Source organism: Mycobacterium intermedium, from assembly GCF_002086275.1.
Classification (GTDB): Bacteria; Actinomycetota; Actinomycetes; order Mycobacteriales; family Mycobacteriaceae; genus Mycobacterium; species Mycobacterium intermedium.
Window position 1 is genome coordinate 57,584 of sequence record NZ_MVHT01000025.1, and the last position, 15,489, is coordinate 73,072.

Here is a 15,489-nt window from a genome sequence, read left to right on the forward strand (position 1 = left end):
TGTCGTGCAGCAGCGTCGGTGACGCGGCGAGAGCCGGATCCGACAGTCGAAGACGACTAAGACTAAGTAGGCGAGGGTTTAGTAATGGTTGACCAACTCCAGCATGCAACCGAAGCGTTGCGGAAAGCGCTGGTCCAGGTTGAACGCCTGAAGCGCACCAACCGTGCGTTGCTGGAGCGCTCGAGTGAGCCCATCGCCATCGTGGGCATGTCGTGCCGCTTCCCGGGCGGGGTCGACTCGCCGGAAGCGTTGTGGCAGATGGTCGCCGAAGGTCGCGACGTCATCTCCGATTTCCCCACCGACCGGGGCTGGGACCTGTCCAGCCTGTTCGACCCCGACCCTGACGCACGCCACAAGACCTACGCCCGCACCGGCGGTTTCGTCGACGGCGTCGCCGACTTCGATCCCGCCTTCTTCGGTATCGCGCCGAGTGAGGCGCTGGCCATGGATCCCCAACACCGGATGTTGCTGGAGTTGTCCTGGGAGGCGCTGGAGCGCGCGGGAATCGATCCGACCGGACTTCGGGGCAGTGCCACCGGTGTGTTTGCTGGACTGATCGTTCAGGGCTACGGCATGTTGGCCGAGGAGATCGAGGGCTACCGCCTCACCGGCATGACCTCCAGCGTCGCGTCCGGCCGGGTGTCCTATGTGCTCGGGCTGGAAGGCCCGGCGGTGTCGGTGGACACCGCATGTTCGTCGTCGCTGGTGGCATTGCACATGGCGGTGCAGTCGCTGCGTACGGGCGAGTGCGACCTGGCCCTGGCCGGCGGCGCGACCGTCAACGCCACGCCAACCGTCTTCGTCGAGTTCAGTCGGCACCGCGGGCTGGCGCCGGACGGGCGCTGCAAGGCCTACGCCGGCGCGGCCGACGGTGTCGGCTGGTCCGAGGGTGGGGCGATTCTGGTCGTCGAGCGGCTCTCGGACGCGCAGCGGCTGGGCCATCCGGTGCTGGCGGTGGTGCGGGGGACGGCGGTCAACCAAGACGGCGCCTCCAACGGCCTGACCGCGCCCAACGGCCCGTCGCAGCAACGGGTCGTGCGCGCCGCGCTGGAAAACGCCGGTCTGTCGACGGCGGATGTCGACGTGGTCGAGGGCCACGGCACCGGCACGACACTGGGCGATCCGATCGAGGCCCAGGCGCTGCTGGCGACCTACGGGCAGGGCCGGTCGGAGCCGCTTTGGCTGGGTTCCGTGAAGTCCAACATGGGTCACACGCAGGCCGCTGCGGGGGTGGCGGGCGTGATCAAGATGGTGCAGGCGATGCGCCACGAGGTGTTGCCGCCGACGTTGCACGTCGACCAGCCCAGCCCCCATGTGGACTGGTCGGCGGGGGCGGTGTCGCTGCTGACCGAGCCCCAGCCCTGGCCGGCGAACGGTCGCGCGCGGCGCGCCGGGGTGTCGTCGTTCGGGATCAGCGGCACCAACGCCCACGTCATCGTGGAAGCCGTCGACGCCGCCAACGCCGCCGCGCAGCAGCAGCGCGAATCCGGCCCGACGCTGCCGGCGGTGCCGTGGGTGGTGTCGGCCAAGTCGGCGACGGCGCTTCGGGCGCAGGCCGCGCGGCTGGCCGAGCACCTGCGCACCCATGAACTCGATGTTGCTGACGTGGCGTGGACGTTGGCCGGGCGGTCGGCCTTCGAGCACCGGGCCGTGGTCGTCGGTGGCGACCGTGCCAGTTTGCTGGCCGGGCTGGAAGAACTGGCCGATCCCGATCGCGATGACGTCTTCAGTGTGATCCGCGGCTCGGCTCAGCCCGCCGGCAAGACGGCGTTCGTGTTCCCCGGCCAGGGCTCGCAATGGGTGGGCATGGGCGTCGAATTGCTGGACACCGCACCGGTATTCGCCCAACACATCGACGCGTGCGCCGAGGCCTTCGCGGAGTTCGTCGACTGGTCGCTGATCGACGTGCTGCGCGGCGCGCCCGGTGCACCGGGGCTGGACCGGGTGGACGTGGTGCAACCGGTGCTGTTCGCGGTGATGGTGTCGCTGGCCGAGTTGTGGAAGTCGGTCGGGGTGCGCCCCGATGCCGTGATCGGCCATTCCCAGGGTGAAATCGCCGCCGCCTACGTCGCCGGCGCGCTGTCCCTGCGCGACGCCGCCAAGGTGGTCACGCTGCGCAGCAAGTTGCTCACCGGCCTGGCCGGTCCGGGCGGCATGGTGTCGATCGCCTGCAGCGCCGAGCAGGCGCGAGAGTTGTTGGTGCCGTTCGAAAATCGGATCGGCATCGCCGCGGTCAACGGCCGCGCGGCCGTGGTGGTGTCCGGCGAGGTGGCGGCGCTCGACGAGCTGATCGCGGTCTGCACCGACAAGCAACTGCGCACCCGCCGGATCGAGGTCGACTACGCGTCGCACTCGCCGGAGGTCGAGGCGATCCGCGCCGAGCTCATCGAAGCGCTGGCCGATATCGAGCCACAGTCGTCGCGGACGGTGTTCTTCTCCACCGTCACCGGAAACCGTTTGGACACAGCCGGTTTGGATGCCCAGTACTGGTACCGCAACATCCGCCAGACGGTCGAGCTGGACCGGGCGGTGCGCAGCGCGTGCGAGCACGGCTACCGCACCTTCATCGAGTCCAGCCCGCACCCGGCGTTGATCGCCGGTGTCGAAGACACCGTGAACGACTGCCTGTCAGGTGACGGCAACGCTGCTCCCGCAGCGGTTGTCGTCCCGACGCTGGGCCGCGAGGACGGGGGACTGCAGCGGTTCCTGTCGTCGGCCGCGTCGGCCTTCGTCGCCGGCGTCGCGGTGGACTGGCGTGGCATGTTGGGCGGTGCACGCCACGTCGAGTTGCCGACGTATGCCTTTGACCGGCGGCGCTTTTGGATTGCGGGTGAAGGCATCGCCGCCGACGCGCACGGATTGGGGCTCGGTACCAGTGACCACCCGCTGCTGCACGCGGTGGTCGAGTTGCCCGCCTCGGGCGGGGTGGTGTTGACCGGCCGCCTGGCCCCAAACGTCCAAGGGTGGTTGGCCGATCACGCGGTCTCGGGCACGGCGGTGTTCCCCGGCGCGGGCTTTGTCGAGCTCGCCGTCCGGGCCGGTGACGAGGTCGGCTGTTCGGTGGTCGACGAGCTGACCCTGCGCACCCCGATGCTCATCTCCGAGTCGAATGCGGTTGCGCTGCAGGTGGTTGTCGGTGCCGCCACGGAGTCGGGCCAGCGCAGCGTGTCTGTCTATTCCCGCTCCGAGGCCGGTGCGGGGGCGGTGTGGGTATGCCACGCGGAGGGGACGTTGCGCTCCGGGACCATCGAGCCCGGCGCGGACCTGTCGGCGTGGCCGCCCGCCGGCGCGGCCGCGGTCGACATTTCCGACGGCTACGACCGGTTGGCCGCGCGCGGATACGGCTACGGCCCGGCGTTCCGTGGATTGACCGCGGTGTGGGCCCGAGGCGACGAGATGTTCGCAGAGGTACGGCTGCCCGAAGCGGCGGGCAGCGTCACCGGATTCGGCGTGCATCCCGCGCTGCTGGACGCCGCGTTGCACGCGGCCGTCATCGCCAACCCGGATGCCGAGCTGGTGTTGCCGTTCGCCTGGCAGGGTGTGTCGTTGCATGCCGCGGGCGCATCGGCGGTGCGGGTCCGGATAGCGCCGGCCGGACCGTCGGCGGTGTCGATCGAACTGGCCGACGGCCTTGGGTTGCCGGTGCTCTCGGTCGAGGCGATGGTCGCCCGCCCGCTCAGCGAGCAGCAGCTGCGCGCCGCGGTTTCCGGCACCGGGCCCGACCGGCTGTTCGAACTGGTCTGGTCACCGGCGCCGGCATCCGGCACGTCCTCGAATGAGTCACCCGCCTACGAGATCTTCGAATCCGTTGTGGCCGAGCATGATCCGGTGACAGGCGCCTACCAGCGCACCCACCGGGCGTTGGCTGCCGTGCAGTCCTGGTTGACCGATCACGACTCCGGCGTGTTGGTGGTGGCGACCCGGGGCGCGGTGGCGCTGCCCGGTGAGGACGTCACCGACCTGGCGGGCGCAGCGGTGTGGGGGCTGGTGCGTTCGGCGCAGACGGAAAACCCAGGCCGGTTTGTTCTGGTGGATTCCGATGCACCACTTGATGATTCCGCGGTAGCCACGGCCCTGGCCGCTGGCGAGCCGCAGGTAGTGCTGCGCGACGGGCAGGCATACACCGCACGGGTGCACGGCAGCCGCGCAATTGACAGTCTGCTGGTGCCGCCCGCTGAGGGTCCATGGCGGCTGGGCCTGAGCAGCGCCGGCACCTTCGAAAATCTGCAGCTGGAGCCGGTTCCCAACGCCGACGCTCCGTTGGAACCGGGTCAGGTCCGGGTGGCGCTGCGCGCCATCGCGGCCAACTTCCGCGACATCATGATCACCCTGGGCATGTTCACCCACGAGGCCTTGCTCGGCGGCGAGGGCGCCGGTGTGGTCGTCGAGGTCGGCCCGGGCGTCACCGAATTCTCGGTCGGTGATTCGGTGTACGGGTTCTTCCCCGACGGCAGCGGCACGCTGGTCCCCGGCGACACGCGACTGCTACTGCCCATGCCCGCGGACTGGTCATACGCCGAAGCCGCCGCCATCTCGGCCGTTTTCACCACCGCCTACATGGCGTTCGTGCACCTGGCCGAGGTGCGGCCGGGACAGCGGGTGTTGATTCACGCCGCCGCCGGTGGTGTGGGCATGGCGGCCGTGCAGCTCGGCCGCCACCTGGGCTTGGACATGTACGTCACGGCCAGCAAGGGCAAGTGGGACACCCTGCGCGCCATGGGCTTCGACGACGACCACATCTCCGATTCGCGCAGCCTGGACTTCGAGGAGAAGTTCCGTGCGGCCACCGGCGGGCAGGGCATGGATGTGGTGCTCGACTCACTGGCCGGCGAATTCGTCGACGCATCACTGCGTTTGGTCGCCCCGGGCGGGATCTTCCTTGAGATGGGCAAGACCGACATCCGCGATCCCGGCGCGATCGCCGAGGAATACCCGGGCGTGGGCTACCGCGCCTTCGACCTCTTCGAGCCGGGCCGGCCGCGCATGCACCAGTGGATGCTCGAGCTCGCCGAACTCTTCGACACCGGCGTGCTGCGCCCCTTGCCGGTCACGACATTCGACGTGCGCCGGGCACCGGCGGCGCTGCGGTACCTGAGTCAGGCCCGCCACATCGGCAAGGTCGTCATGACGGTGCCTTTTGGCCCAGGTGGTGCACTGGGTACCGGCACCGTCCTGATCACCGGCGGTACCGGAATGGCCGGTTCGGCGCTGGCGCGTCACGCGGTGACTCGGCACGGGGCACGTCACCTGGTGTTGCTGAGCCGACGCGGCCCGGACGCACCCGAAGCCGCGGAGTTGGTTGCCGAATTGACCGCGGCCGGTGCGCAGGTCCAGGTTGTCGCCTGCGATGCGGCCGACCGTGCGGCGCTGGCCAAGGTGATCGAAGACATCCCCGCGCAACACCCGCTGACGGCGGTGATCCACGCCGCCGGTGTGCTCGATGACGCCGTGATTTCGTCCCTGACGCCGGACCGCGTCGATACGGTGTTGCGCGCCAAGGTGGATGCCGCGTGGAACCTGCACGAGCTGACCCGCGATCTGAATCTGTCTGCGTTCGTGCTGTTTTCGTCCATGGCCGGGCTGGTGGGCTCGTCGGGCCAGGGCAACTATGCGGCGGCGAACTGCTTCTTGGACGCGCTGGCCGCGCACCGCCGTGCCCATCGTCTGCCGGCCATGTCGCTGGGCTGGGGTCTGTGGGATCAGGCCAGCGCGATGACGGGTGGAATGGACGACGCCGATCGCGCCCGACTGGCCCGTGACGGCATCCTGGCGTTGTCGTCAGACGACGCGCTGGAGTTGTTCGACACCGCGTTGATCGTCGACGAGCCGTTCTTGGTGCCCGCCCGCATCGATCTGGCGGCGCTGCGCGCCCACGCCGTTGCGGTGCCGCCGATGTTCAGTGACCTGATCAGCGCGCCGATCCGTCGGCAGGTCGACGACTCGCTGGCCGCGGCGAAGTCGAAATCGGCGCTGGCGCACCGCCTGCACGGCCTGCCCGAGGCCGAACAGCATGCCGTCCTGCTCGACCTGGTGCGGTCCCACATCGCCACGGTGCTGGGCAACGTCACGCCCGAAGCCATCGACCCCGACAAGGCGTTCCAGGACTTGGGTTTCGATTCGCTGACCGCCGTCGAGATGCGTAACCGGCTCAAATCCGCGACCGGCCTTTCCCTTTCACCGACGCTCATCTTCGACTACCCGACACCGAGCGGACTGGCGACCTACATCCGCACCGAACTTGCCGGGGTTCCACAAGAAATCAAGCCCACTCCCGCGGTTCGCCCCACCGGCGACGACCCCATCGCCATCGTGGGCATGTCATGCCGCTACCCGGGTGGTGTCGAGTCCCCAGAAGACCTGTGGGACATGCTGGTTGCGGGCCGGGACGTGCTCTCGGACTTCCCCACCGACCGCGGTTGGAACTTGGCAAGCCTGTACAACCCGGATCCCGACGTCGCGGGCACCTGCTACACCCGCACCGGCGGCTTCGTCGACGGGGTTGCCGACTTCGACGCCGCGTTCTTCGGGGTTGCGCCGAGTGAGGCGCTGGCGATGGACCCGCAGCAGCGCATGTTCCTCGAGTTGTCCTGGGAAGCCTTGGAGCGCGCGGGAATCGATCCGGCGAAGTTGCGGGGCAGCGCCACGGGCGTGTTCGCCGGGGTGATGACGCAGGCCTACGGCATGCATGGCGACGCGTTGGAAGGCTTCCGGTTGACCGGTCAGTCGTGCAGCGTGACCTCGGGGCGGGTCGCATACGTGCTGGGCCTGGAAGGGCCTGCGGTGTCGGTGGACACCGCGTGCTCGTCGTCATTGGTGGCCCTGCACATGGCGGTCCAGTCGTTGCGGTCGGGTGAGTGCGACCTGGCGCTGGCCGGTGGCGTCACCGTCAACGCCACCCCGGACATCTTCGTCGAGTTCAGCCGCATGCGCGGGCTCTCGGCGGACGGTCGATGCAAGGCCTTCGCGGGCGCGGCCGACGGCACCGGATTCTCCGAAGGCGGCGGAATGCTGGTGGTGGAGCGGCTTTCGGACGCGCAGCGGTTGGGCCACCGGGTGCTGGCGGTGGTGCGGGGGTCGGCGATCAACCAGGACGGCGCCTCCAACGGCTTGACCGCTCCGAATGGGCCGTCGCAGCAACGGGTGGTGCGGGCGGCGTTGGCCAATGCGGGGTTGTCGCCGGCCGAGGTCGACGCGGTGGAAGGCCACGGCACCGGCACCACGCTGGGCGATCCCATCGAGGCTCAAGCGTTGTTGGCCACCTACGGGCAATCGCGCCCGGAGGACGGGTCACCGCTGTGGCTGGGGTCGATCAAGTCGAACATGGGTCACACCCAGGCCGCCGCCGGGGTGGCCGGTGTGATCAAGATGGTGCTGGCGATGCGCCACGAACTCCTGCCGCCCACCCTGCACGTGGACGAGCCCAGCCCACACGTGGATTGGTCGATGGGGTCGGTGTCGTTGTTGACCCAGCCGCAGCCCTGGCCGGCGAATGGCCACGTCAGAAGGGCCGGCGTGTCCTCCTTCGGGATCAGCGGAACCAATGCGCACGTCATCGTGGAATCCGCACCCTGCGTTGCGGAGGTCGCAGAAGTCAACGAGCCGAAGCCAAAGCCGGAGCCGCCGTTGGTTCCCTGGGTGGTGTCGGCGAAAACCGAGACGGCGCTCACCGCGCAGGCGGCCCGGTTGGCCGAGCATTTGCGTGCCCACGAGCTCGACGTCGTCGACGTTGGCTGGACGCTGGCCGGTCGTTCGGTGTTCGAGCACCGGGCCGTGGTCATCGGCGACGACCGGGATGCGCTGCTAACCGGACTGGACGAACTGGCCGGCGACGGCCTGGGCGCCTCGGTGATCCGCGGTACCGCCCAGTCCAGCGGCAAGACGGTTTTCGTCTTCCCGGGCCAGGGTTCCCAATTGCTCGGCATGGGAAGGGAATTGCACGCCGCATACCCGGTGTTCACCGAGGCGTTCGACACCGTGGTGGGCGAACTGGACCAGCACCTGCTGCGACCGTTGCGCGACGTGATCTGGGGTAGGGACGAAAACCTGCTCAACAGCACCGAATTCGCGCAACCCGCCTTGTTCGCAATCGAAGTCGCCCTGTTCCGATTGCTCGAATCCTGGGGCGTGCGACCCGATTTCGTGATGGGTCACTCAGTCGGTGAGATCTCCGCCGCACACGTCGCCGGGGTGCTGTCGTTGAAGGACGCCGCGGTGCTGGTCGCCGCTCGCGGCCGGTTCATGCAGTCGCTTCCGGCCGGTGGGGCGATGGTCGCCGTGCAGGCCACCGAAGAGGAAGTGCGGCCGCTGCTGACGGCCGAGGTCGGCATCGGCGCCATCAACGGTCCGAGCTCGGTGGTGATTTCCGGCCCGCAGGACGCCGTGACCGCCATCGCGGACCGGTTCCGCGCCGAAGGTCGCCGTACCCACCAGCTGGCCGTCTCGCATGCGTTCCACTCGCCGCTGATGGATCCGATGATCGACGAGTTCGCCACGGTCGCCGGCGGTCTCACGATCAACCGGCCGAACATCCCGGTCATCTCGAACCTGACCGGTGAACTCGCGGGCGACGATTTCGCGTCCGTCGCGTACTGGAAGCGGCATGTCCGCGAAGCCGTACGATTCGCCGACAGTGTGCGTTTCGCCCAGTCCGCCGGCGCGACTCGCTTCTTCGAGGTCGGACCCAACAGCGGCCTGGCCGCCGCCGTCGAGGAGTCGCTGCCCGATGCGGACGTCTTGACGGTGTCCGCGTTGCGCAAGGACCGCCCCGAGCCGGCCACCCTGACCAACGCGGTGGCGCAGGCCTTCGTCGCCGGCGCCGGCGTCGACTGGGCCGCCATAGTGGCCCCAGTCGGACGGGCGAACTTCGTCGAGCTGCCGACGTACGCCTTTGAGCGGCGGCGGTTCTGGCTGTCCGGTGAAGCCGCGGCCACCGATGCCGCCGACCTCGGGCTGGAAGCCAGCGAGCACGCCCTGCTGGGCGCCGTGGTCGAGTTGCCCGCCTCCGGGGGTGTCGTCCTGACCGGCCGCCTTACTCCCGGCGCCCAGGGCTGGCTCGCGGACCACGCCGTCGGCGGCGTCGCGATCTTCCCGGGAGCGGGTTTCGTCGAACTGGCCATTCGGGCCGGCGACGAAGTCGGCTGCGGGGTGGTGGACGAGTTGACGTTGGCGGCGCCGCTGGTGCTGCCCACCGAAGCGTCGCGCGGATCGGTCGCCGTGCAGGTGGTCGTCGGCGGTGCCGACGAGTCCGGCGCCCGCGCGGTGTCGGTGTACTCGCGCGCCGAGGCCGGCGCCGGGTGGCTGTTGCACGCCGAGGGCTCACTGAAGCCCGGTTCGACGCGGCCGGCCGCAGACCTGTCGGCCTGGCCGCCGGTGGGCGCGGTCCCGGTGGAGGTCGCCGACGGCTATGAGCGGCTGGCCGAGCGTGGTTACGACTACGGTCCGGCGTTCCGCGGACTGAACGGCATGTGGCGCCGCGGTGACGAGGTGTTCGCCGAGGTGACGCTGCCCGCCGACGCCGGCCTGTCGGTCACCGGTTTCGGTGTTCATCCGGTGCTGCTGGACGCCGCGCTGCACGCGGTGGTCCTGACCGCGGACCGCTCGGAGGTCCCGGAAGGTTCGGTGCTGGTTCCGTTCGCCTGGCAGGGCGTGTCCCTGCACGCCGCGGGGGCTTCGGCGGTGCGGGCCCGCATAGCGCCGGTGGGCCCGTCCTCGGTGTCGATCGAACTCACCGACGCACTGGGTCTGCCGGTGCTGTCGGTCGCTTCGATGCTGGCCCGCCCGGTGACCGACCAGCAGCTGCGCGCCGCGGTGGCCGGGTCGGGCCCCGACCGGTTGTTCGAGGTGAACTGGTCGGCGCAACCGCAGCAGGCCGTCGAACCGGTCTCGGTGCAACCTTGGGACGCAACCGAATTCGATGTCACCGAGATCGGGGCGGCGAACGTGCTGTTCGAGTCCGCGCCCGTGGCCGGCGATGTCATCGCGGGCGTATACACGGCCACGAGTTCGATGTTGGAAGTTCTGCAGTCGTGGTTGTCCCATGATGGGACGGGCACCTTGGTGGTGACGACCCGCGGAGCGGTGGCGCTGCCGGGGGAGGACATCACCGATCTGGCGGGCGCCGCGGTGTGGGGTGTGGTGCGTTCGGCGCAGACCGAACACCCGGGCCGCATCGTGCTCGTCGACACCGACGCGGACCTCGACGAGATGGCCGTCGGCGCGATCCTCGCGGCCGGCGAGCCCCAGGTGTTGTGGCGAGACGGGCACGTGTACACCGGGCGGGTGCACGGCAGCCGTGCGGTCAACGCCCTGCTGGTGCCCCCGGGCGATATGCCTTGGCGCATGGGCATGAGCAGTGCCGGCACCTTCGAAAATCTGCGGCTGGAGCCGATTCCCGACGCCGACGCACCGTTAGCGCCAGGGCAGGTGCGGGTGGCCTTGTCGGCCATTGCCGCCAACTTCCGGGACGTGATGATCGCTCTGGGTCTATACCCCGACCCCGATGCGGTCATGGGTGTCGAGGCGTCCGGCGTCGTGGTCGAGACAGCTGGTGATGGCGGTCGATTCGCGATCGGTGACCGGGTGATGGGTCTGTTCCCCGAAGGCACCGGGACCGTCGCGGTCACCGACCACCGGCTGCTGGTCAAGGTGCCTGCGGGTTGGTCGCACACCGCCGCCGCGACCACATCGGTCGTCTTCGCCACCGCCTACTACGCGCTGACCGACCTCGCGGCGGTCCAGCCCGGCCAGCGGATCCTGGTGCACGCGGCCGCCGGCGGTGTTGGTATGGCCGCCGTCCAGTTGGCAAGGCACTGGGGTCTGGAAGTGTTCGCCACGGCCAGCAAGGGCAAGTGGGACACGTTGCGGTCCATGGGCTTTGACGAGGATCACATCGCCGACTCGCGCAGTCTCGAGTTCGAGGACAAGTTCCGGGCCGTCACCGGCGGGCGCGGCATGGACGTGGTGCTCGACTCGCTGGCCGGCGACTTCGTGGATGCCTCACTGCGGCTGGTCGCCCCCGGCGGGATCTTCCTCGAGATGGGCAAGACCGATATCCGCGAACCCGAGGTGGTCGCCGCCGAGCACCCGGGCGTGCGGTACCGCGCCTTCGACCTGTTCGAGTCGGGACCCGACCGCATCGCGCAGATGCTCGCCGAACTCGCCGCGCTGTTCGCCGACGACGTGCTGCGGCCCTTGCCGGTCACCACCTTCGATGTGCGTCGGGCGCCGGCCGCATTGCGGTACCTCAGCCAGGCTCGCCACGTCGGCAAGGTCGTCATGACCATGCCCGACGCTTGGGCCGCGGGCACCGTCCTCATCACCGGCGGCACCGGCATGGCCGGTTCGGCGTTGGCGCGTCACGTGGTCACGCGTCACGGGGTGCGGAACCTGGTGCTGGTCAGCCGGCGGGGGCCGGATGCGCCGGGCGCCGAGGATCTGGCGGCCGAACTGAGCGCGACCGGTGCCCAGGTCCAGATCGTCGCGTGCGACGCGGCCGATCGGGCGGCGCTGGCCAAGGTGATCGCCGATATCCCGGTGCAACAACCACTTTCGGCCATCATCCACGCCGCCGGAACCCTGGACGACGCGGTCGTGACGTCGCTGACGCCGGAGCGGATGGAACCCGTGCTCCGCGCCAAGGTGGACGCGGCGTGGAACCTGCACGAGCTGACGCGCGACCTGGATATCGCGGCGTTCGTCATGTTCTCGTCCATCGCCGGGTTGGCCGGGGCCGCCGGCCAGGCCAACTATGCTGCCGGTAACTCGTTCCTGGATGCGCTGGCCGCGTACCGGCGGTCGCAAGGGCTGCCGGCGATTTCGCTCGGCTGGGGGCTGTGGGATCAAGCCAGCGCGATGACCGGCGAGCTGGCGTCCGTCGACTTCAAGCGGCTCGCGCGGGACGGCATCGTCGCGATGTCCTCGGGCGAGGCGCTGGAGTTGCTCGACACCGCAATGATCGTCGACGAACCGTTCCTGCTGCCCGCCCACATCGACCTCGCCGCCTTGCGGGTCAAGTTCGATTCGGGCACCCTACCGCCGATGTTCGTCGACCTGATCAACGCCCCGACCCGGCGCCAGGTGGACGACTCGCTCGCCGCTGCGAAGTCGAAATCGGCTCTGCTGCAACGTCTGGACGGGCTGCCCGAAGACGAGCAGCACGCGCTGCTGCTGGATCTGGTGCGCTCGAACATCGCCACGGTGTTGGGCAGCAACAGCGCCGAGGCGATCGACCCCGACCGTGCCTTCCAGGAGTTGGGCTTCGACTCGCTGACCGCCGTCGAAATGCGCAACCGGCTGAAATCGGCTACCGGCCTGCCGCTTTCTCCGACGCTCATCTTCGACTACCCGAACTCCGCGGCGTTGGCCGGCTACATGCACCGCGAGTTGCTGGGTGCCGCAGCGGAACCCGCCCCGGTCGCCGCACCGGGCGAAGCGGAACTGCAGCGGGTGGTGGCCTCCATTCCGATCAAGCGGCTGCGCCAGGCCGGGGTGCTCGACGTGCTGCTCGCGCTGGCCAACGAGACCGACGTGCCCACCTCGTCGCAGCAAGCGGCAACCGGCGAGAAGGACCTTGCGGAGATGGATCTCGAAGATCTGGTCAACGCGGCGTTCATGGACGACGACGAATAATGATGGACACGTGAGAATCGCGATCACGGGGGCGAGCGGCGTACTCGGCCGCGGACTGGCTGCCAGGTTGCTCAGCCAGGGCCATGAGGTCGTCGGCCTCGCCCGCCACCGGCCCGACAGTTGGTCCAGTGCGGCGACCTTCGTGGTGGGCGACATCCGGGATTCGGCCGCTGTCGGTCGCGCGGTTGCCGGGGTCGATGTCGTCGCGCACTGTGCGTGGGTCCGTCCGGTCGGGCCCGAAGGCCGGATCGCTCACGCGGTCAACGTCGAGGGCACCCGCAACGTTTTGCGGGCGATGGCCGAGACGGGGGCGGGGCGCATCGTCTGCACCAGTTCCGCGCACGTTCCCGATGCGCAGGAAATTGAGCAGATGCTGGCCGAATCCGGTCGCCAGTGGGTGGCCATCCGCCCGGCGCTCATCGTCGGCCGCGGGGTTGATAACTGGGTACGTCGGTTGTTTGCCTCGCCGGTGTTTCCCCGGACGTTTGCCGATCGTGCCGTGCAGGTGGTCCACCCCGACGATGTCCTTCGTTTCCTGACGCGGGCGGTGCTGGATCACGAATTTCGTGGCGGCCCTGTTGATCTCGCCGCTGCCGAAACCGTGACGTTTGGACAAATCGCGGTCGCACTCGGCCGGCCGATGGTGGCGGTTGGCGCGAGAGTCCTGCCGTCGTTCGCCGAATTCGATTCGGTGACGGGTGCGCCGTTGATCGATATTTCGCGGCTGCGTGACGAGTGGGAATTCGAACCCGCGTGGTCCGCGGAGGAATGCCTGGCTGACTTCGCGCTGGCGGTGCGGGGGAGGGTTTCGCTCGGCAGGCGAGTGGTGTCGCTGCCTTGGCGGCTGGCCAACATCCCGGACCTGCCCGCCGTCGATGCCCCGGCTGCGGACGGCGTATTGCCTAAACTGGCTGGGCCACAAGGGGCTAACGGCGAATTCGATACCCCGATCGATCCACGCTTCCCGACCTTCCTGGCCACCAACCTGTCCGAGGCGCTGCCCGGCCCCTTTTCGCCGTCCTCGGCGTCGGTCACCGTGCGCGGCCTACGCGCCGGCGGGGTGGCGATCGCAGAGCGATTGCGGCCCGGTGGCGTGGTCCAGCGGGAAATGGCCATGCGGACGGTGGCCGTGTTCGCTCACCGGCTTTACGGGGCGATCACTTCGGCGCATTTCATGGCGGAGACGGTGCCGTTCGCCAAGCCCGCGATGATCGTGAGCAACAGCGGGTTCTTCGGCCCCAGTATGGCTTCACTGCCGATCTTCGGTGACGAGAAGCCGCCGTCGGCACAGTCCGGACGGGTCGGCAAGCAGCTGCGCACCCTGCGCAACATCGGCGTCTTCGGCGTCAATCTCGTTGGCCTGAGCGCGGGTTCGCCGCGGGACACCAGCGACTACCTCGAGGACGTCGACCGGTTGGAGCGGTTGGCCGGTGATGTCGCCAAGCTCGACGACCGGCGGTTACTGAGTCTGATCCTGCTGGCGCGTGACCACGTCGTACAGGGATGGCTCTTGGCCTCGGGTTCTTTCATGCTGTGCGCCGCGTACAACGTGTTGTTGCGCGCCCTGGTGGGTCGGGACACGGCCCCGGCGGCGGGGCCCGAGTTGGTCAGTGCGCGTTCGGTGGAAGCCGTGCAGCGCTTGGTGCAGGCTGCCCGGAAGGACCCGGCCGTGACACGGCTGCTGGGCGAACCGGGGGAGCGGCTGGACAAGCTCGCCGTGGATTCGCCGGAGTTTCATGCTGCGGTGCTGCGCGAATTGGCGTTGATGGGGCACCGTGGGCCCGCGGAGGTCGAGATGCTGTCGACCAGTTACGCCGACGATCCCGAGCTGCTGATCCGGATGGTGGCCAAGGCGTTGGATGCCCCGCCCACCCCGCCGCCACCGCCGCCGTCGATTCCCTTGCGGGCCAAGCCTGTTGCGGTGCTCGCTGCGCGTCAGCTTCGCGATCGGGAAGTGCGTCGGGACAAGATGGTGCGGGCGATCTGGGTGCTTCGTGGCCTGCTTCGCGAGTACGGTCGACGGCTGACCGACGCTGGTGTTTTCACCGCCCGGGATGATGTGTTCTACCTCTTGGTCGACGAACTCGATGCGCTGCCGGACAACGTTTCCGAACTGGTGGCGCGGCGCCGAGCCGAACAGCACCGGCTGGCGGCGGTCATTCCGCCCACGGTGTTCAGCGGGAGCTGGGAGCCGGTCGCCATCGAGGCAACGGTTATGGCGGGCGGGGATGTCCTGCGCGGCGTCGGGGTCTGCGGCGGCAAGGTCCGGGGTCGAGTCCGTATCGTCCGTCCGGAAACCATCGACGACCTCGAGCCCGGCGAAATCCTGGTTGCCGAGGTCACCGACGTCGGCTACACCGCCGCCTTCTGCTACGCCGCCGCGGTAGTGACGGAACTCGGCGGCCCGATGTCGCACGCGGCAGTGGTCGCGCGGGAGTTCGGGTTTCCTTGTGTGGTCGACGTGCAGGGCGCCACCAGGCGCTTGCAGCAGGGAGCCATGGTCGAGGTCGATGGCTCAACGGGCGAAATCCGGGTGCTGGACTCGCAGATGTAGTGCTTACGACGCCGCCGACCCTAGAAGGGTGGTGGTTCGTCGTCGGGGTCGGGGGGTGGGCCTTGTTCGGCTTTGCTGTTGAGGCCGATGCTGCGGATTTTGGCGCGGGCTTCGCGGTTGCGTTTGCGTTCGGCCTTGATCCGCGTGGCGCGGTCTTGGGTGCGGGTGCGGCGCCGCTTGGGCATCATCGCGGTGCGCTGCCCGCAGTAGTCATCGGGGGTGTCGACCTCCGGACACGGCATGCCGCCCACCGCCTGGCACAGGCTGGGGAACAGCAGGGCGCTGCCTGGGGTGGTCACGTGGGTGTC

General features: G+C 69.1%; 2 protein-coding genes and 1 pseudogene. 2 read left to right on the forward strand and 1 reads right to left on the reverse strand.

All coding sequences use genetic code 11. The annotated features are described in order from the left end of the window. Positions 1-84 precede the first annotated feature (84 nt). Positions 85-12,627: a type I polyketide synthase gene (locus tag BST27_RS11550; RefSeq protein ID WP_083148477.1), complete on the forward strand. Its 12,543-nt coding sequence runs from the start codon at positions 85-87 to the stop codon at positions 12,625-12,627. Positions 12,628-12,637: 10 nt separating this feature from the next. After that, entirely contained in the window at positions 12,638-15,181 is a 2,544-nt protein-coding gene (locus BST27_RS11555) for a sugar epimerase family protein (protein ID WP_069420285.1), read from the forward strand. A 20-nt stretch (positions 15,182-15,201) separates the two neighbouring features. Here BST27_RS11555 and BST27_RS32385 read toward each other — a convergent pair. Further along, positions 15,202-15,489 (reverse strand): annotated as a pseudogene (locus BST27_RS32385) (hypothetical protein); the annotation flags it as partial.